Below are 19306 nucleotides of genomic sequence, written 5' to 3' on the forward strand. Positions count from 1 at the left end.
TGGTAGTGTGGGGTTTCCCCATGTGAGAGTAGGTCATCGTCAAGATTAAACACCGCAGAACCCCGGTCGTGAAAACGATCGGGGTTTTGTCTTTTCTGCATCCCGCCAGATGTGACCATTTCTTTGCATTAGCGCCCGGCATGGCTATCATGCGGGCCTTGTTCAGAAGCAGGTTCTGCCATGCTGGCTTTGTTGAAATTACTGGCGGACGGGCGCTTCCATTCTGGCGAAGTGCTCGGCCAGGCCTTGGGCGTCAGCCGCAGCGCTGTGTGGAAACAGCTGCAGCAGTTGGAGGCGCAGTACCAGGTAGAGGTGCACAAGGTCAGGGGCCGAGGTTATCGCCTGGCGGCCCCGTTGTCCTTGCTTGATGAGGGTGCCCTGCGCCCGACCATCGAAGCACAGGGCATCGCCCTTGAGTTGCATGCCGAGATCGGCTCCACCAATGCCCAGGCACTGAAGCTTGTCACCGAGCGGCGTAATCAGCCTTGCTTGGTACTGGCCGAGTCGCAGAGCGCTGGCCGTGGTAGGCGAGGGCGCCAGTGGGTAAGCCCATTCGGAGTAAACCTCTATTACAGCCTGGCGCTGCCAATCGAAGGCGGCATGCACCGTATCGAAGGGTTGAGCCTTGTCGTGGGCCTTGCCGTGCAAGCGGCCCTGCTCGAGGCTGGCGTGAATAACGCTGCGTTGAAGTGGCCAAACGATGTGCTGGTGGGCGGGCGCAAGATTGCCGGCATCCTTCTGGAGATGGTGGGTGATCCCGCGGACCTGTGCCACGTCGTGCTGGGTATCGGCATCAATGTGAACATGAAACTGGCGCCTGAAGTCGACCAGGCCTGGACATCGCTGCAGCTGTGCAAGGGGGCGATGGTGGATCGTAATGCACTGGTACTCGCGCTGACCCAGCAATTGTGGGCTTATCTTGAAAAGCATAGGCTGCAAGGCTTTACCGCCCTGCGCGGTGAGTGGGAGCGGAACCACGCCTGGCAGGGGCGCGAAGTCACTGTGCACGCCGGCGTTCACCAGACCAGCGGAACGGTATTGGGGATCGACGACCATGGTGCGTTGCGTTTGCACGTGGATGGCCAAGAGCGGGTGTTCAATGGCGGCGAACTCAGCTTGAGGTTGCGAGATGATTCTTGAGCTTGATTGCGGTAACAGCTTCGTAAAATGGCGCGTGACTTCCAGTACCGGGCAGCCGCTGCGCGGCGGAGTGGTCGAGTCCAACAATGAGCTGCTCCACACCCTCAGTGCGGCGAGCGATATTCACCTGCGCGTGGGCAGGGTGGTCAGTGTGCGTAACGAGGAAGAAACCCGAAAACTGACAGACGCCATCGAAGCTGCGTTCTCAATCGAGATGCACGTTGCTTTGCCCCACCAGGAGCAGGCCGGTGTGCACAACGGCTACGACGATTACCAGCGCTTGGGAATGGACCGCTGGGTTGCCGTGTTGGGTGCTTATACGCAAGCGCAAGGCGCCTGTGTGGTCATCGACTTCGGCACCGCCGTGACTTCCGATTTCGTTGATGCGCAGGGCCAGCACCTGGGTGGTTACATCTGCCCTGGGCTTCCACTGATGAGAACGCAACTGCGCACCCACACCCGGCGTATTCGTTACGATGACTTCTCCGCCGAGCAGGCCTACCACGCGCTTCGCCCTGGCACGGCGACGGTCCAGGCAGTGGAGCGTGGCTGCATATTGATGCTGCGTGGTTTTGTGACCACCCAGCTCGAGCAGGCCGCGTTGTTGTGGGGTGAGGCCTATACCTTGTTCCTCACCGGCGGCGATGCGCAACTGGTGGCGGATGTCGCCCCTGGCGCGCGTTACATTCCGGACTTGGTGTTCCAAGGGCTGGCTATCGCCTGCCCATTGAAGTGAGGTCATGATGCGCTGGTTGTTCGTGCTGCTGGTGGTACTCAATGGTTTCTATTTTGTCTGGAGCCAACTGGAAGCGCCGGTCAGGCCCAAGGAAATCGCCGGCGCCGCCGCTGGGCGCCCGGCCGGTAAAGACATCCGCCTGCTCAGCGAAGGGGGAGACGGGCCGGGTTGCTTGTATCTCGGCGGCTATGCCGATCGCGGCGGCTTGGCTCCGTTGCTGGAGCGGCTCCAGGCGCAGGGCATAGAGGCGCGCGCCTACGCGCTGCCGGCCTCCGCAGGTGGTGGCCATTGGGCGCGGGTCTCGCCGCAGCGCCGCGAAGCGGCCGACGATCAGGTGGTGGAACGGCTCTCCAAGGATATCAAAGACTTAAAACGTAAAATAATGATGTGCGAAGGCATTGCAACTCCCGAATAAGTTGCATAGAATGGCGCCCGCTTCGCAGGGTAAAGCAACACCGCGAAGCGCTGTCAAAATAGCTAACCTCAAGATTTTAATGAGAAAATGCTTGACAGTGATGTGGGATAGGTTAAAATGCCGCCCACGTTCGGAGGGGTTCCCGAGCGGCCAAAGGGATCAGACTGTAAATCTGACGTCTACGACTTCGAAGGTTCGAATCCTTCCCCCTCCACCAGTTTTAGCGAGAGCCGCAAGCTCCGCGGGTATAGTTTAGTGGTAGAACCTCAGCCTTCCAAGCTGATGATGCGGGTTCGATTCCCGCTACCCGCTCCAAGTTTGCAGCTGTTGCGCAGTGTTTCGCTCTTGTAGCTCAGTTGGTAGAGCACACCCTTGGTAAGGGTGAGGTCAGCGGTTCAAATCCGCTCAAGAGCTCCACTTTTACAGAGGCAGATATGAAAATATCTGCCTTTGTTTTATCGATCAAAGTGTTTCGCTTAATTCTTCCGCCGGAGATCGCGTAGATGGCTAAGGAAAAGTTCGAACGGAATAAGCCGCACGTTAACGTGGGCACCATCGGTCACGTTGACCATGGCAAAACTACTCTGACCGCGGCGCTGACCCGCGTTTGCTCGGAAGTTTTCGGTTCCGCTCGCGTTGACTTCGACAAGATCGACAGCGCCCCGGAAGAGAAAGCCCGTGGTATCACCATCAACACCGCGCACGTAGAGTACGACTCGAACGAGCGTCACTACGCGCACGTTGACTGCCCGGGTCACGCCGACTACGTCAAGAACATGATCACCGGTGCTGCCCAGATGGACGGCGCTATCCTGGTCTGCTCGGCCGCTGATGGTCCGATGCCTCAGACTCGCGAGCACATCCTGCTGTCCCGTCAGGTTGGCGTGCCGTACATCGTCGTGTTCCTGAACAAGGCCGACATGGTTGACGACGCTGAGCTGCTGGAACTGGTCGAGATGGAAGTTCGTGACCTGCTGAGCACCTACGACTTCCCAGGCGACGACACGCCGATCATCATCGGTTCGGCGCTGATGGCCCTGAACGGCCAGGACGACAACGAGATGGGCACCACTGCCGTCAAGAAGCTCGTTGAGACCCTGGACAGCTACATTCCGCAACCAGAGCGCGCTATCGACAAGCCGTTCCTGATGCCGATCGAAGACGTGTTCTCGATCTCGGGTCGCGGTACTGTAGTCACCGGTCGTGTTGAGCGTGGCATCGTCCGCATCCAGGAAGAAGTCGAGATCGTTGGCCTGCGTCCAACCACCAAGACTACCTGCACCGGCGTTGAAATGTTCCGCAAGCTGCTCGACGAAGGTCGTGCGGGTGAGAACTGCGGCGTTCTGCTGCGTGGTACCAAGCGTGACGACGTAGAGCGTGGTCAGGTTCTGGCCAAGCCGGGTTCGGTCAAGCCGCACACCAAGTTCACCGCTGAGGTGTACGTGCTGTCGAAAGAAGAAGGTGGTCGTCACACACCGTTCTTCAAAGGCTACCGCCCACAGTTCTACTTCCGTACCACCGACGTAACCGGTTCGTGCGAACTGCCGGAAGGCGTTGAAATGGTCATGCCAGGTGACAACGTCCAGATGGTCGTTACCCTGATCAAAACCATCGCCATGGAAGACGGCCTGCGCTTCGCTATTCGCGAAGGCGGCCGTACCGTTGGCGCCGGTGTTGTGGCAAAGATCATCGAATAAAAGCTTGAAATGTCTCCATCAGGCCGGCATAATGGCCGGCCTGATTCAGTTCTAGGTCAGTAGCTCAATTGGCAGAGCGACGGTCTCCAAAACCGTAGGTTGGGGGTTCGATTCCCTCCTGGCCTGCCAGATTCACTCTCGGTGAACCTGGCTTTCTTCTCCACAGGATTTCCCTAGATGACTCCGAAGGCCGAAGCCCAAGATTCCCGTTTCGATCTGCTCAAGTGGTTGGTCGTTGTCGTGTTGGTGGTCGTTGGTGTTGTTGGTAATCAGTATTTCGCCGGCACGCCTCTGCTTTATCGTGTGCTTGGCTTGATCGTGATTGCCGCCGTCGCTGCCTATGTGGCGCTGCAAACCGGCAAGGGTAAGTCGTTCTTCGTCCTGGCGAAGGAAGCGCGCACCGAGATTCGCAAAGTCGTTTGGCCTACGCGCCAAGAGACTACGCAGACCACCATGATCGTGGTGGCTGTGGTTCTGGTTATGGCCTTGCTGTTGTGGGGGCTCGATTCCCTCCTCGGCTGGCTGGTTTCCTTGATTGTAGGCTAAGGGTGTCCCGTGGCTAAGCGTTGGTACGTCGTGCATGCTTACTCGGGTTACGAGAAGCATGTTATGCGCTCGCTGATCGAGCGTGTAAAGCTGGCTGGCATGGAAGACGGGTTTGGCGAAATTCTGGTCCCTACCGAAGAAGTGGTAGAGATGCGTAATGGCCAGAAGCGCAAAAGTGAACGCAAGTTCTTCCCGGGCTACGTGCTGGTACAGATGGAAATGAACGAGGGCACTTGGCACTTGGTCAAGGATACCCCTCGTGTAATGGGCTTTATCGGTGGTACTGCCGACAAGCCTGCGCCGATCACCGACAAGGAAGCTGAAGCTATCCTCCGTCGCGTTGCTGATGGCAGCGATAAGCCCAAGCCGAAGACGCTCTTCGAGCCGGGTGAAGTGGTTCGCGTTATCGACGGTCCGTTCGCAGATTTCAACGGCACGGTCGAAGAGGTCAACTACGAAAAGAGTCGCATCCAGGTGGCTGTGCTCATTTTCGGCCGCTCTACTCCGGTGGAGCTGGAATTCAGCCAGGTCGAGAAAGTCTGACCCGGCAATAGATCCCATACCCCGCAGCGTTGGCTGCGGGGTTTTGTCGTCACTGGGATAAACGAAAGCAACCGGGGAGCCGCAGCGCGGCGTTCGTACCCGACAGTGGAGTAGCTCATGGCTAAGAAGATTCAGGCTTATATCAAGCTGCAAGTCAAGGCCGGCCAGGCCAACCCAAGCCCGCCCGTAGGCCCGGCTCTGGGTCAACATGGCGTGAACATCATGGAATTCTGCAAGACCTTCAACGCCCGTACCTCGGGTATGGAGCCAGGTCTGCCGACTCCGGTGATCATCACTGTTTACAGTGACCGTAGCTTCACGTTCGAAACCAAGAGCACCCCGGCTTCGGTACTGCTGAAAAAAGCAGCAGGCCTGACCAGCGGTTCGGCTCGCCCGAACACCGTTAAGGTCGGTACCGTGACCCGTGCTCAGCTCGAAGAGATCGCGAAAACCAAAAACGCTGATCTGACTGCTGCCAGCCTGGACGCCGCTGTGCGCACCATCGCCGGCTCTGCCCGCAGCATGGGCCTGAACGTGGAGGGTGTGTAATGGCTAAGCTGACCAAACGCCAAAAGGCGATTGCTGCCAAAGTAGAAGCTGGCAAACTGTACGGCTTCGAAGACGCCGCCACCCTGCTGGCTGAAATCTCCAACGTCAAGTTCACCGAGTCGTTCGACATCGCCGTGAACCTGGGCGTTGACCCGCGTAAATCCGACCAGGTCGTGCGTAGCGCTACCGTGCTGCCTCACGGCACCGGCAAAACCGTTCGCGTAGCCGTCTTCACCCAGGGCCCAGCTGCTGAAGCCGCTCTGGCTGCCGGCGCTGACCGCGTTGGCATGGACGAACTGGCTGCCGAAATGAAAGGCGGCGACCTGAACTATGACGTCGTCATCGCCTCCCCGGATGCCATGCGCGTTGTAGGCCAGCTCGGCCAGGTACTGGGTCCTCGTGGCCTGATGCCTAACCCGAAAGTCGGCACCGTAACTCCTGATGTCGCCACCGCGGTTAAAAACGCCAAGGCTGGTCAGGTTCGTTACCGCACCGACAAAAACGGCATCATCCACACCTCCGTTGGCAAGGTTGGCTTCGAAGCCGGCAAGCTGAAGGAAAACGTCGAAGCGCTGATCGCTGACCTCAAGCGTATCAAGCCTGCCTCGTCGAAAGGTATTTACGTCAAGCGCGTCACCCTGAGCACCACCATGGGCCCAGGTCTGGTCATCGACCAGAGCTCGCTGGACGCTTGATGTCGCGGCGCGGGCTTGGCCCGCGCCCAACCAAATTGGGGTCCCTGCCTGGCGGGGGCTATCCAAGACCGTAGGCGGCGCAAGCCTTAAACCCTACAGCCTACGCAGATGGTGCTCCCGATTCGTTACCGAATCAGACACCAAAACGACACCCGGCTCCGGCCAGGTAACGGTAAAAACCAGGAGTAAACCCGTGGCAATTAAACTCGAAGACAAGAAGGCCATCGTCGCTGAAGTCAACGAGGCTGCCAAAGTCGCTCTGTCTGCTGTCGCGGCTGATGCCCGTGGCGTGACTGTGAGCGCAATGACCGGACTCCGTAAAGAGGCCCGCGAAGCTGGCGTATACGTACGTGTCGTACGTAACACCCTGCTGCGCCGCGCCGTTGAAGGTACTGCTTTCAGCAACCTCAACGACGTGTTCAAAGGCCCGACCCTGATCGCGTTCTCCAATGAACATCCGGGCGCTGCTGCCCGTATTTTCAAAGAGTTCTCGAAGGGTCAGGACAAGTTCGAGATCAAGGCAGCATCGTTCGAGGGCCAGTTCCTCGCAGCTAACCAGATCGACGTACTGGCATCCCTGCCGACCCGCGACGAAGCCATTTCGCAGCTGATGAGCGTGATCCAAGGCGCCACCAGCAAGCTGGCTCGTACTTTGGCGGCTATTCGCGACCAGAAAGAAGCAAGCGCGGCCTAAGCCTCGTAAGCCTTTCAGTTTATTTGTTTATTCTGATGGCCGCGAAGGCTGTCCCCCAATACAGGAATTAGAGTCATGGCTCTGTCTCAAGAAGATATCATCAACGCCGTTGCCGAAATGTCGGTTATGCAAGTCGTTGAGCTGATCAAGGCAATGGAAGAGAAGTTCGGCGTTAGCGCAGCTGCTGCTGTTGCTGCTGGCCCGGCTGCTGCCGCTGTTGTTGAAGAACAAACCGAGTTCACCGTTACCCTGACCTCCGCTGGCGAGAAAAAAGTCAACGTGATCAAGGCTGTACGTGAGCTGACCGGTCTGGGCCTGAAAGAAGCCAAAGACCTGGTTGACGGCGCTCCGAAAGCAATCAAAGAGAACGTCTCCAAGGACGAGGCCGCCGCGGCCAAGAAATCCCTGGAAGAAGCAGGCGCCCAAGTCGAAGTCAAGTAAGCTTCGACCTTGGATCTGCAGCCTGAGCTTCACGCAGACGGCTGACGGCTGGTGGCTTACGCCACCGGCCTTTTTCCGTTACAGCATCTGATACGATCAGGGGTTGTGACGAGCGGTATCCACCCTGAACGGGTGCTGCAAACCAAGGGGTTTGCAAGATTTTCTGGCCACTCCCGCCGGGAGGGGCCAAACAAGCAGGTGACCAAGCTGGGGAACGCTGATGGCTTACTCATACACTGAGAAAAAACGTATCCGCAAGGACTTTAGCAAGTTGCCGGACGTCATGGATGTGCCGTACCTCCTGGCCATCCAGCTGGATTCCTATCGTGAATTCCTGCAGGCGGGAGTGACCAAGGATCAGTTCCGCGACGTCGGCCTGCATGCGGCCTTCAAATCTGTTTTCCCGATTATCAGCTACTCCGGCAACGCTGCCCTGGAGTACGTTGGTTATCGCCTGGGCGAGCCCGCGTTCGACGTTAAAGAATGCGTGTTGCGTGGTGTGACCTTCGCGGTTCCGCTGCGCGTGAAGGTGCGCCTGATCATTTTCGACAAAGAATCGTCGAACAAAGCGATCAAGGACATCAAAGAGCAAGAAGTCTACATGGGCGAAATCCCATTGATGACCGAGAACGGTACCTTCGTCATCAACGGTACCGAGCGTGTGATCGTTTCCCAGCTGCACCGCTCGCCGGGCGTGTTCTTCGACCACGACCGTGGCAAGACCCACAGCTCCGGTAAGCTGCTGTACTCCGCCCGCATCATTCCGTACCGCGGTTCGTGGCTCGACTTCGAATTCGACCCGAAAGACTGCGTGTTCGTCCGTATCGACCGCCGCCGTAAGCTGCCGGCCTCGGTACTGCTGCGCGCGCTGGGCTACAGCACTGAAGAAGTGCTCGACACCTTCTACACCACCAACGTATTCCACGTGAAAGGCGAGAGCCTGAGCCTGGAGCTGGTGCCTCAGCGCCTGCGCGGTGAAGTCGCTGCGCTGGACATCACCGACGGCAGCGGCAAGCTGATCGTCGAGCAGGGCCGCCGTATCACCGCGCGCCACATCAACCAGCTCGAGAAGGCTGGTGTGACCGAGCTGGACGTGCCTCTGGACTACATCCTGGGCCGGACCACCGCGAAGGCGATCGTGCACCCCGCAACCGGCGAAATCATCGCCGAGTGCAACACCGAGCTGACCACCGAGCTGCTGGCGAAGATCGCCAAGGCCCAGGTTGTTCGCATCGAGACCCTGTACACCAACGACATCGACTGCGGTCCGTTCATCTCCGACACGCTGAAGATCGATTCGACCACCAACCAGCTCGAAGCGTTGGTCGAAATCTATCGCATGATGCGCCCGGGCGAGCCGCCGACCAAGGATGCCGCCGAGACCCTGTTCAACAACCTGTTCTTCAGTGCCGAGCGCTACGACCTGTCGGCCGTGGGCCGGATGAAGTTCAACCGTCGTATCGGCCGCACCGAGATCGAAGGTTCGGGCGTGCTGAGCAAGGACGACATCGTCGCCGTGCTGCGTACCCTGGTCGACATCCGTAACGGCAAGGGCATCGTCGACGACATCGACCACCTGGGTAACCGCCGCGTCCGTTGCGTCGGCGAGATGGCCGAGAACCAGTTCCGTGTTGGCCTGGTGCGTGTTGAGCGCGCGGTCAAGGAACGCCTGTCGATGGCCGAAAGCGAAGGCCTGATGCCGCAAGACCTGATCAACGCCAAGCCTGTGGCTGCCGCGGTCAAGGAATTCTTCGGCTCCAGCCAGCTTTCGCAGTTCATGGACCAGAACAACCCGCTCTCGGAGATCACCCACAAGCGCCGCGTTTCCGCGCTTGGCCCGGGCGGCCTGACCCGCGAACGTGCGGGCTTCGAAGTTCGTGACGTACACCCGACCCACTACGGCCGTGTGTGCCCGATCGAAACGCCGGAAGGTCCGAACATCGGCCTGATCAACTCCCTGGCCGCTTATGCCCGCACCAACCAGTACGGCTTCCTCGAAAGCCCGTACCGCGTGGTGAAAGAGGGCGTGGTCAGCGACGACATCGTGTTCCTGTCCGCCATTGAAGAGGCCGATCACGTGATCGCCCAGGCTTCGGCCGCGATGAACGACAAGAAACAGCTGATCGACGAACTGGTTGCCGTGCGCCACCTGAACGAATTCACCGTCAAGGCGCCGGAAGACGTCACCCTGATGGACGTTTCGCCGAAGCAGGTTGTGTCGGTCGCCGCGTCGCTGATTCCGTTCCTCGAGCACGACGACGCCAACCGTGCGTTGATGGGTTCGAACATGCAGCGCCAGGCCGTTCCGACCCTGCGTGCCGACAAGCCGCTGGTCGGCACCGGCATGGAGCGTAACGTTGCCCGTGACTCCGGCGTGTGCGTCGTGGCCCGCCGCGGTGGCGTGATCGACTCCGTCGATGCCAGCCGCATCGTGGTGCGCGTGGCGGACGACGAAGTTGAAACCGGCGAGGCGGGTGTAGACATCTACAACCTGACCAAGTACACCCGTTCGAACCAGAACACCTGCATCAACCAGCGCCCGCTGGTCAATAAAGGTGACGTGGTCAACCGCGGTGACATCATGGCCGACGGCCCGTCCACCGACATGGGTGAACTGGCGCTGGGCCAGAACATGCGCATCGCGTTCATGGCGTGGAACGGCTTCAACTTCGAAGACTCCATCTGCCTGTCCGAGCGTGTGGTTCAGGAAGACCGCTTCACCACGATCCACATTCAGGAACTGACCTGTGTGGCGCGTGACACCAAGCTCGGCCCGGAAGAAATCACCGCGGACATCCCGAACGTCGGTGAAGCCGCGCTGAACAAGCTCGACGAAGCCGGCATCGTGTACGTAGGTGCTGAAGTCAGCGCCGGCGACATCCTGGTGGGCAAGGTCACCCCGAAAGGCGAAACCCAGCTGACCCCGGAAGAGAAGCTGCTGCGCGCGATCTTCGGTGAAAAAGCCAGCGACGTGAAAGACACCTCCCTGCGCGTGCCGACCGGCACCAAGGGTACCGTGATCGACGTCCAGGTCTTCACCCGTGATGGCGTTGAGCGCGACTCGCGCGCCCTGTCGATCGAGAAGAGCCAGCTCGACCAGATCCGCAAGGACCTGAACGAAGAGTTCCGTATCGTCGAAGGCGCGACCTTCGAGCGCCTGCGTTCGGCCCTGGTTGGCCAGATCGTCGACGGCGGCGCGGGCCTGAAAAAAGGCACCGAGCTGACCAACGAAGTACTGGACGGCCTCGAGCATGGCCAGTGGTTCAAGCTGCGCATGGCTGAAGACGCCCTCAACGAACAGCTGGAAAAAGCCCAGCAGTACATCGTTGACCGTCGCCGCCTGCTCGACGACAAGTTCGAAGACAAGAAGCGCAAGCTGCAGCAGGGCGATGACCTGGCTCCGGGCGTACTGAAGATCGTCAAGGTCTACCTGGCTATCCGCCGTCGCATCCAGCCGGGCGACAAGATGGCCGGCCGCCACGGTAACAAGGGTGTGGTCTCGGTGATCATGCCGGTCGAAGACATGCCGCACGACGCCTACGGTACCCCGGTCGACGTGGTCCTGAACCCGCTCGGCGTACCGTCGCGGATGAACGTCGGGCAGATCCTCGAAACCCACCTGGGCCTCGCGGCCAAGGGCCTGGGCGAGAAGATCAACCGCATGCTCGAAGAGCAGCGCAAGGTCGCCGAACTGCGCCAGTTCCTGACCGAGATCTACAACGAAATCGGTGGCCGCCAGGAAAACCTGGAAAGCTTCACCGACGCCGAAGTGCTCGAGCTCGCCAGCAACCTGAAGAAGGGCGTGCCGATGGCAACGCCGGTCTTCGACGGTGCCAAGGAAAGCGAGATCAAGGCCATGCTGAAGCTGGCAGACATGCCAGAAAGCGGCCAGATGGTGCTGTTCGACGGCCGGACCGGCAATAAGTTTGAGCGCTCGGTTACAGTCGGCTACATGTATATGCTGAAACTGAACCACTTGGTGGACGACAAGATGCACGCGCGTTCCACTGGTTCGTACAGCCTGGTTACCCAGCAACCGCTGGGTGGTAAGGCGCAGTTCGGTGGCCAGCGTTTCGGGGAGATGGAAGTGTGGGCACTGGAAGCATACGGTGCCGCCTATACCCTCCAGGAAATGCTCACGGTCAAGTCGGACGATGTGAACGGTCGGACCAAGATGTACAAGAACATCGTGGACGGCGATCACCGTATGGAGCCGGGCATGCCCGAGTCCTTCAACGTGTTGATCAAAGAAATCCGTTCGCTCGGTATCGACATCGATCTGGAAACCGAATAACACGTGACGTGAAGGGGAGTGGGCCGGGCGGCCCGCTCCCTGCTCCGCCAGGAGGAAAAGGCCTTGAAAGACCTGCTGAATCTGCTGAAAAACCAGGGTCAAGTCGAAGAATTCGACGCCATCCGTATTGGTCTCGCTTCGCCTGAAATGATCCGTTCGTGGTCGTTCGGTGAAGTCAAGAAGCCAGAGACCATCAACTACCGTACGTTCAAGCCTGAGCGTGACGGCCTGTTCTGCGCCAAGATCTTTGGCCCGGTCAAGGACTACGAGTGCCTGTGCGGTAAGTACAAGCGCTTGAAGCACCGCGGCGTGATCTGCGAGAAGTGCGGCGTTGAAGTCGCGCTGGCCAAGGTGCGCCGCGAGCGCATGGCTCACATCGAGCTGGCTTCGCCTGTCGCCCACATCTGGTTCCTGAAGTCGCTGCCGTCGCGTATCGGCCTGCTGATGGACATGACCCTGCGTGACATCGAACGCGTGCTCTATTTCGAGAGCTACGTCGTTATCGACCCGGGCATGACCACCCTCGAGAAGGGCCAACTGCTCAACGACGAACAGTACTTCGAAGCCCTCGAAGAGTTCGGTGACGACTTCGACGCCCGCATGGGTGCCGAGGCCGTTCGCGAGCTGCTGCACGCCATTGACCTGGAACACGAGATTGGTCGCCTGCGCGAAGAGATTCCGCAGACCAACTCGGAAACCAAGATCAAGAAGCTGTCCAAGCGCCTGAAACTGATGGAAGCCTTCCAGGAATCCGGCAACCTGCCGGAGTGGATGGTCCTGACCGTACTGCCGGTGCTGCCGCCTGACCTGCGCCCATTGGTGCCGCTGGACGGTGGCCGCTTCGCGACCTCCGACCTGAACGACCTGTATCGCCGTGTCATCAACCGTAACAACCGCCTCAAGCGCCTGCTGGACCTCTCCGCGCCCGACATCATCGTGCGCAACGAGAAGCGCATGCTGCAGGAAGCGGTCGACGCGTTGCTCGACAACGGCCGCCGCGGCCGTGCGATCACCGGTTCGAACAAGCGCCCGCTGAAATCCCTGGCTGACATGATCAAGGGTAAGCAAGGCCGCTTCCGTCAGAACTTGCTCGGTAAGCGCGTTGACTACTCCGGCCGTTCGGTGATCACCGTAGGCCCGACCCTGCGCCTGCATCAGTGCGGCCTGCCGAAGAAGATGGCCCTCGAGCTGTTCAAGCCGTTCATTTTCGGCAAGCTTGAAGTGCGTGGCCTGGCCACCACCATCAAAGCCGCCAAGAAGATGGTCGAGCGCGAGCTGCCCGAGGTTTGGGACGTTCTGGCTGAAGTGATTCGCGAACACCCCGTGCTGCTCAACCGTGCACCGACCCTCCACCGTCTGGGTATCCAGGCGTTCGAGCCGGTGTTGATCGAAGGTAAGGCAATCCAGCTGCACCCGTTGGTGTGTGCGGCGTACAACGCCGACTTCGACGGTGACCAGATGGCCGTTCACGTGCCGCTGACCCTCGAGGCGCAACTCGAAGCTCGCGCCCTGATGATGTCGACCAACAACATCCTCTCGCCGGCGAACGGCGAGCCGATCATCGTGCCGTCCCAGGACGTGGTTCTGGGCCTGTACTACATGACCCGCGAGGCGATCAACGCCAAGGGTGAAGGCCGCGTATTCGCCGACCTGCAGGAAGTCGACCGTGTCTTCCGCGCCGGTGAGGCCGCGCTGCACGCCAAGATCAAGGTTCGTATCACCGAAACGGTGAATGAGCGTGACGGCACCTCGCAGACCAACACCCGCATCGTCGACACCACCGTCGGCCGCGCGCTGTTGTTCCAGGTCGTGCCTGCTGGCCTGTCGTTCGACGTGGTCAACACGCCGATGAAGAAAAAGGCGATTTCCAAGCTGATCAACCAGTGCTACCGCGTGGTTGGCCTGAAAGAAACCGTTATCTTCGCTGACCAGCTGATGTACACCGGTTTCGCCTACTCGACCATCTCCGGTGTGTCGATCGGCGTGAACGACTTCGTTATCCCGGACGAAAAAGCCCGCATCATCGGTGTCGCCACCGACGAAGTGAAAGAGATCGAAAGCCAGTACGCATCGGGCCTGGTTACCCAGGGCGAGAAGTACAACAAGGTGATCGACCTCTGGTCCAAGGCGAACGATGAAGTGTCCAAGGCGATGATGGCCAACCTCTCGAAAGAGAAGGTCATCGACCGCGAGGGCAACGAAGTCGATCAGGAATCGTTCAACTCGATGTACATGATGGCTGACTCGGGTGCGCGGGGTTCCGCCGCACAGATTCGCCAGTTGGCCGGTATGCGTGGCCTGATGGCCAAGCCGGACGGCTCCATCATCGAAACGCCGATCACGGCGAACTTCCGTGAAGGCCTGAGCGTTCTGCAGTACTTCATCTCCACGCACGGTGCGCGGAAAGGTCTGGCGGATACCGCGTTGAAAACCGCGAACTCCGGTTACCTGACTCGCCGTCTGGTAGACGTGGCGCAAGACTTGGTCGTGACCGAGATCGATTGCGGTACCGAGCAAGGCCTGATCATGACCCCGCACATCGAAGGCGGTGACGTGGTCGAGCCGTTGGGTGAGCGCGTACTGGGCCGTGTTATCGCCCGCGACGTGTTCAAGCCTGGCACCGAGGACGTGATCGTTCCGGCCGGTACCCTGGTCGACGAGAAGTGGGTCGAGTTCATCGAAATGAACAGCATCGACGAAGTCGTCGTGCGTTCGCCGATCAGCTGCGAAACCCGTTTCGGTATCTGCGCCAAGTGCTACGGTCGCGATCTGGCTCGCGGGCATCAGGTGAACATCGGTGAAGCGGTCGGCGTTATCGCTGCCCAGTCCATCGGTGAGCCGGGTACCCAGCTGACCATGCGTACCTTCCACATCGGTGGTGCGGCCAGCCGTACTTCCGCCGCGGACAGCGTACAGGTCAAGAACGGTGGCGTGGTGCGCCTGCACAACCTCAAGCACGTCGAGCGCCTCGACGGCAACCTGGTTGCCGTATCGCGTTCCGGTGAGTTGGCCGTGGCTGACGAATTCGGCCGCGAGCGTGAGCGCTACAAGCTGCCGTACGGTGCCGTGCTGTCGGTGAAGGAAGGTGACAAGGTCGAAGCTGGCGCCATCGTCGCCAAGTGGGACCCGCACACCCACCCGATCGTGACCGAAATGAAAGGTACGGTGAACTTCGTTGGCATGGAAGAAGGCATCACCATCAAGCGCCAGACCGACGAACTGACCGGCCTGACCAACATCGAAGTCCTCGATGTGAAGGACCGCCCAGCCGCCGGTAAGGAAATCCGCCCTGCCGTCAAGCTGGTCGGCGCCGATGGCAAAGACTTGCTGCTGCCAGGTACCGACGTACCCGCGCAGTACTTCCTGCCAGCCAACGCCTTGGTCGGTGTGGCTGACGGTGCTCAGGTGGGCGTAGGTGACGTGGTTGCGCGTATCCCGCAAGAAACTTCCAAGACCCGCGACATCACCGGTGGTCTGCCACGCGTGGCCGACCTCTTCGAAGCGCGCCGCCCGAAAGAAGCCTCGATCCTGGCGGAAATCAGCGGCACCATCGCCTTCGGCAAGGAAACCAAAGGCAAGCGCCGCTTGGTGATCACGCCGACCGATGGCAGCGATCCGTACGAAGAGCTGATCCCGAAATGGCGCCACCTGAACGTGTTCGAAGGTGAGCAGGTCAACAAGGGCGAGGTTATCTCCGACGGCCCGAGCGACCCGCATGACATCCTGCGTTTGCTGGGTGTGAGCGCGCTGGCCAAGTACATCGTCAACGAGATCCAGGACGTGTACCGCCTGCAGGGCGTGAAGATCAACGACAAGCACATCGAGACCATCCTGCGTCAGATGCTGCGTAAGGTGGAAGTGGCCGAAGCCGGCGACTCCAGCTTCATCAAGGGCGACCAGGTCGAACTGACCCAGGTGCTGGGCGAGAACGAGCGCCTGGCCACCGAAGACAAGTTCGCGGCCAAGTACTCCCGTGTGTTGCTGGGTATTACCAAGGCTTCGCTGTCGACCGAGTCGTTCATCTCCGCGGCATCGTTCCAGGAGACCACCCGCGTCCTCACCGAGGCGGCGGTCACCGGCAAGCGCGATTACCTGCGCGGCCTGAAAGAAAACGTGGTCGTGGGTCGCCTGATCCCGGCCGGTACCGGTCTGGCGTATCACAGCGAGCGTAAGCGCCGCCGTGAAGCAGACAAACCACTGCGAGTGAGCGCGAGCGAGGTCGAAGCAGCACTGACCGAAGCGCTGAACTCCAGCGGTAACTGATCGAGGGCTGCACCTGCCCCTCCTGCCCGAAAGGGTAGGGTGGGGCAGGTGCTGTTGCCTTGACGGGGGGGAGTATCCTCTTTAGACTCTCGTACCCCTAAATTGGCGGGACTTCGTTCCTGCCTCTTTTTGTTTATGTCGAAAGACAACAGTGGAGCTAGTAGATGGCAACGATCAACCAGCTGGTACGTCAGCCGCGCAAGCGTATCGTCGAGAAATCCGACGTACCTGCGCTGCAGAACTGCCCGCAACGCCGTGGCGTGTGCACCCGTGTGTACACCACCACGCCGAAGAAACCGAACTCTGCATTGCGTAAAGTTTGCCGTGTTCGCCTGACCAACGGTTTCGAGGTTTCCTCGTACATCGGCGGTGAAGGCCACAACCTGCAAGAGCACAGCGTCGTCCTGATTCGCGGCGGCCGTGTAAAAGACTTGCCAGGTGTGCGTTATCACACCGTTCGCGGTTCGCTCGACACCTCGGGTGTCAAGGGCCGTAACCAAGGTCGTTCGAAATACGGTACCAAGCGTCCGAAGTAATCGGCCGCTTGCTGTGTTTTGCAGTCAACATTTTTACTGAGTCGATAAGAGTAAGGTCGGGCGGCAGCTTGCCAGTCCCGGGCTAACCTGAAGACCGTTTGAGGGCTTATCAATGCCAAGACGTCGTGTAGCAGCCAAGCGTGAGATCCTTGATGATCCGAAATACGGGTCCCAGATCCTCGCCAAATTCATGAACCACGTGATGGAAAGCGGCAAAAAGGCCGTGGCCGAGCGCATCGTTTACGGTGCTCTGGACACTGTCAAAGCTCGCAAGAACAGCGACCCCCTGGAGATCTTCGAGAAAGCTCTCGACGCCATCGCTCCGCTGGTCGAAGTTAAGTCCCGCCGTGTCGGCGGTGCCACTTACCAGGTTCCGGTCGAAGTTCGTCCATCCCGTCGTAACGCGCTGGCCATGCGCTGGCTGGTAGACTTCGCGCGCAAGCGCGGCGAGAAGTCCATGGCCCTGCGCCTGGCTGGCGAGCTGCTGGATGCTGCTGAAGGCAAAGGTGCTGCAGTCAAGAAGCGTGAAGACGTGCACCGTATGGCCGAGGCCAACAAGGCCTTCTCGCACTACCGCTTCTAAACCCAGCGTCACTCAATTTGCGAGGGCTTTATGGCTCGTACTACTCCGATTAATCGCTACCGTAACATCGGTATCGTTGCACACGTGGACGCGGGTAAAACCACTACCACCGAGCGCGTACTGTTCTATACGGGCGTGAATCACAAGATGGGCGAGGTGCACGACGGCGCCGCGACCATGGACTGGATGGTGCAGGAGCAGGAGCGGGGTATTACCATTACCTCCGCTGCGACCACCGCCTTCTGGGCTGGCTCGAACAAGCAGTTCGACAAGCACCGCTTCAATATCATCGATACCCCCGGCCACGTTGACTTCACCATTGAAGTAGAGCGTTCGCTGCGTGTACTCGACGGTGCTGTCGTGGTGTTCTGCGGCACCTCCGGCGTTGAGCCGCAGTCTGAAACCGTATGGCGCCAAGCCAACAAGTACGGTGTTCCGCGCCTGGTCTACGTCAACAAGATGGACCGCGCCGGTGCCAACTTCCTGCGCGTAGTCGGCCAGATCAAACAGCGCCTGGGTCACACCCCGGTGCCTATCCAGCTGGCCATCGGTGCCGAAGACAACTTCCAAGGTCAGATCGACCTGATGACCATGGAAGCCGTCTACTGGAACGACGACGACAAGGGCATGGCCGCACGCCGCGAGCCGATCCCTGCCGAGCTTCAGTCCCTGGCTGAAGAGTGGCGCGCGAACATGGTCGAGGCAGCCGCCGAAGCCACTGAAGAGCTGATGAACAAGTACCTCGAGGGCGAAGAGCTCACCATCGAGGAAATCAAAGGCGCCCTGCGTCAGCGTACCATCGCTGGCGAAATCGTCTTGGCTGTTTGCGGTTCTTCGTTCAAGAACAAGGGCGTTCCCCTGGTTCTCGACGCGGTCATCGACTTCCTGCCTGCGCCGGTCGACATTCCCGCCATCAAGGGTTCGCACCCGGATGACGAGACCAAGGAAATGGAGCGCCATGCAGATGACGCCGAACCGTTCTCCGCGCTGGCCTTCAAGATCGCAACCGACCCGTTCGTGGGTACCCTGACCTTCGCTCGCGTTTACTCGGGCGTGTTGAACTCCGGCGACGGCGTGGTCAACTCGGTCAAGGGCAAGAAAGAGCGTGTGGGCCGTATGGTTCAAATGCACGCCAACACCCGCGAAGAGATCAAAGAAGTACGCGCTGGCGACATCGCGGCCCTGATCGGCATGAAGGACGTCACCACCGGTGACACCCTGTGCTCGGCTGAACAGCCAATCATCCTGGTTCGCATGGACTTCCCGGAGCCGGTTATCTCGGTTGCCGTAGAGCCTAAAACCAAGGACGACCAGGAAAAAATGGGTATCGCACTGGGCAAGCTCGCTCAGGAAGACCCATCCTTCCGCGTCAAGACCGACGAAGAGACCGGCCAGACCATCATCTCGGGCATGGGCGAGTTGCACCTCGACATTCTCGTAGACCGTATGCGTCGCGAGTTCAACGTCGAAGCCAACATCGGCAAGCCGCAAGTGTCCTACCGTGAGCAGATCACCAAGGACAACGTCGAGATCGAAGGCAAGTTCGTTCGCCAGTCCGGCGGCCGCGGCCAGTTCGGTCACTGCTGGGTTCGTTTCTCGAAACCCGATGCTGACGAAAACGGCAACATCACCGAAGGCCTGGTGTTCTCCAACGAAGTCGTGGGCGGTGTGATTCCGAAGGAATACATCCCTGCTATTCAGAAGGGCATCGAAGAGCAGATGAAAAACGGCGTAGTTGCCGGCTATCCTCTGATCGGCCTGAAGGCGACTGTGTTCGACGGTTCGTACCACGACGTCGACTCCAACGAAATGGCGTTCAAGGTCGCGGCCTCGATGGCTACCAAGCAACTGGCCCAGAAGGGCGGTGGCGAGGTGCTCGAGCCGATCATGAAGGTCGAAGTAGTGACCCCTGAGGACTACATGGGTGACGTGATGGGTGACCTGAACCGTCGTCGTGGCATGATCCAGGGTATGGAAGACACCGTCTCCGGCAAGGTTATCCGTGCCGAAGTACCGTTGGGTGAAATGTTCGGTTATGCGACCGACGTTCGTTCCATGTCTCAGGGTCGCGCAAGCTACTCCATGGAATTCTCCAAATACGCGCCAGCTCCGTCGAACATCGTCGAAGCTCTGATCAAGAAACAAGGCTAACCAAGCCCTTTAGGCAAGAGGTT

15 protein-coding genes and 4 tRNA genes are annotated in these 19306 nt (G+C 59.5%); all 19 read left to right on the forward strand.

The genetic code is table 11. The features are described 5' to 3' along the window. The first annotated feature begins 180 nt into the window (after nucleotides 1–180). The 19 genes from birA (at nucleotide 181) to fusA (ending at nucleotide 19283) form a co-directional block, all read left to right on the forward strand. Nucleotides 181–1140: a bifunctional biotin--[acetyl-CoA-carboxylase] ligase/biotin operon repressor BirA gene (birA, locus tag ACFZCE_RS20610; protein WP_390942382.1), complete on the forward strand. Its 960-nt coding sequence runs from the start codon at nucleotides 181–183 to the stop codon at nucleotides 1138–1140. After that, nucleotides 1130–1876, forward strand: coding sequence for a pantothenate kinase (locus tag ACFZCE_RS20615; RefSeq protein WP_390942383.1), 747 nt, complete (start codon nucleotides 1130–1132; stop codon nucleotides 1874–1876). Before birA ends, ACFZCE_RS20615 begins: the two co-directional genes overlap by 11 nt. Nucleotides 1877–1880: 4 nt before the next feature. After that, a complete protein-coding gene (locus ACFZCE_RS20620; RefSeq protein WP_390942384.1) occupies nucleotides 1881–2291 on the forward strand; it encodes a hypothetical protein in 411 nt (136 codons plus the stop codon). A gap of 132 nt (nucleotides 2292–2423) precedes the next feature. Next, nucleotides 2424–2508: transfer RNA gene (locus tag ACFZCE_RS20625), tRNA-Tyr, on the forward strand. A gap of 24 nt (nucleotides 2509–2532) precedes the next feature. Continuing rightward, nucleotides 2533–2606 (forward strand) — tRNA-Gly (locus tag ACFZCE_RS20630). Between the two features lie 26 nt (nucleotides 2607–2632). Continuing rightward, nucleotides 2633–2708: transfer RNA gene (locus ACFZCE_RS20635), tRNA-Thr, on the forward strand. A gap of 86 nt (nucleotides 2709–2794) precedes the next feature. Further along, nucleotides 2795–3988, forward strand: a complete 1194-nt coding sequence (gene tuf, locus ACFZCE_RS20640; RefSeq protein ID WP_390942385.1) for an elongation factor Tu — start codon at nucleotides 2795–2797, stop codon at nucleotides 3986–3988. A gap of 53 nt (nucleotides 3989–4041) precedes the next feature. After that, nucleotides 4042–4117: transfer RNA gene (locus ACFZCE_RS20645), tRNA-Trp, on the forward strand. 48 nt (nucleotides 4118–4165) lie between these two features. Continuing rightward, entirely contained in the window at nucleotides 4166–4534 is a 369-nt protein-coding gene (gene secE / locus ACFZCE_RS20650; protein ID WP_390942386.1) for a preprotein translocase subunit SecE, read from the forward strand. A 9-nt stretch (nucleotides 4535–4543) separates the two neighbouring features. Next, complete coding sequence (gene nusG / locus ACFZCE_RS20655) at nucleotides 4544–5077, forward strand: transcription termination/antitermination protein NusG (RefSeq protein WP_136474250.1); 534 nt, start codon at nucleotides 4544–4546, stop codon at nucleotides 5075–5077. Between the two features lie 117 nt (nucleotides 5078–5194). Then, nucleotides 5195–5626, forward strand: a complete 432-nt coding sequence (gene rplK / locus ACFZCE_RS20660) for a 50S ribosomal protein L11 (protein WP_390942387.1) — start codon at nucleotides 5195–5197, stop codon at nucleotides 5624–5626. After that, nucleotides 5626–6321: a 50S ribosomal protein L1 gene (gene rplA, locus ACFZCE_RS20665; RefSeq protein ID WP_390942388.1), complete on the forward strand. Its 696-nt coding sequence runs from the start codon at nucleotides 5626–5628 to the stop codon at nucleotides 6319–6321. The genes rplK and rplA overlap by 1 nt, the downstream gene beginning before the upstream one ends. A 193-nt stretch (nucleotides 6322–6514) precedes the next feature. Then, nucleotides 6515–7015 (forward strand): 50S ribosomal protein L10, encoded by a 501-nt coding sequence (gene rplJ / locus ACFZCE_RS20670; protein ID WP_390942389.1) that lies wholly within the window; start codon nucleotides 6515–6517, stop codon nucleotides 7013–7015. A 75-nt stretch (nucleotides 7016–7090) separates the two neighbouring features. After that, a complete protein-coding gene (rplL, locus tag ACFZCE_RS20675) occupies nucleotides 7091–7456 on the forward strand; it encodes a 50S ribosomal protein L7/L12 (RefSeq protein ID WP_390942390.1) in 366 nt (121 codons plus the stop codon). A 220-nt stretch (nucleotides 7457–7676) separates the two neighbouring features. Next, complete coding sequence (gene rpoB, locus ACFZCE_RS20680) at nucleotides 7677–11750, forward strand: DNA-directed RNA polymerase subunit beta (RefSeq protein WP_390942391.1); 4074 nt, start codon at nucleotides 7677–7679, stop codon at nucleotides 11748–11750. Nucleotides 11751–11813: 63 nt separating this feature from the next. Further along, nucleotides 11814–16013 carry a DNA-directed RNA polymerase subunit beta' gene (rpoC, locus tag ACFZCE_RS20685; protein WP_390942392.1) on the forward strand — a complete coding sequence of 1400 codons (4200 nt, stop codon included), beginning with the start codon at nucleotides 11814–11816 and terminating at the stop codon, nucleotides 16011–16013. A 164-nt stretch (nucleotides 16014–16177) separates the two neighbouring features. Beyond that, complete coding sequence (rpsL, locus tag ACFZCE_RS20690; RefSeq protein ID WP_003186084.1) at nucleotides 16178–16549, forward strand: 30S ribosomal protein S12; 372 nt, start codon at nucleotides 16178–16180, stop codon at nucleotides 16547–16549. 112 nt (nucleotides 16550–16661) lie between these two features. Next, nucleotides 16662–17132 carry a 30S ribosomal protein S7 gene (gene rpsG, locus ACFZCE_RS20695; RefSeq protein WP_009397350.1) on the forward strand — a complete coding sequence of 157 codons (471 nt, stop codon included), beginning with the start codon at nucleotides 16662–16664 and terminating at the stop codon, nucleotides 17130–17132. Between the two features lie 30 nt (nucleotides 17133–17162). After that, complete coding sequence (gene fusA / locus ACFZCE_RS20700; RefSeq protein WP_390942393.1) at nucleotides 17163–19283, forward strand: elongation factor G; 2121 nt, start codon at nucleotides 17163–17165, stop codon at nucleotides 19281–19283. Nucleotides 19284–19306 lie beyond the last annotated feature (23 nt).

The organism is Pseudomonas sp. NPDC007930, from assembly GCF_042958985.1.
Classification (GTDB): domain Bacteria; phylum Pseudomonadota; class Gammaproteobacteria; order Pseudomonadales; family Pseudomonadaceae; genus Aquipseudomonas.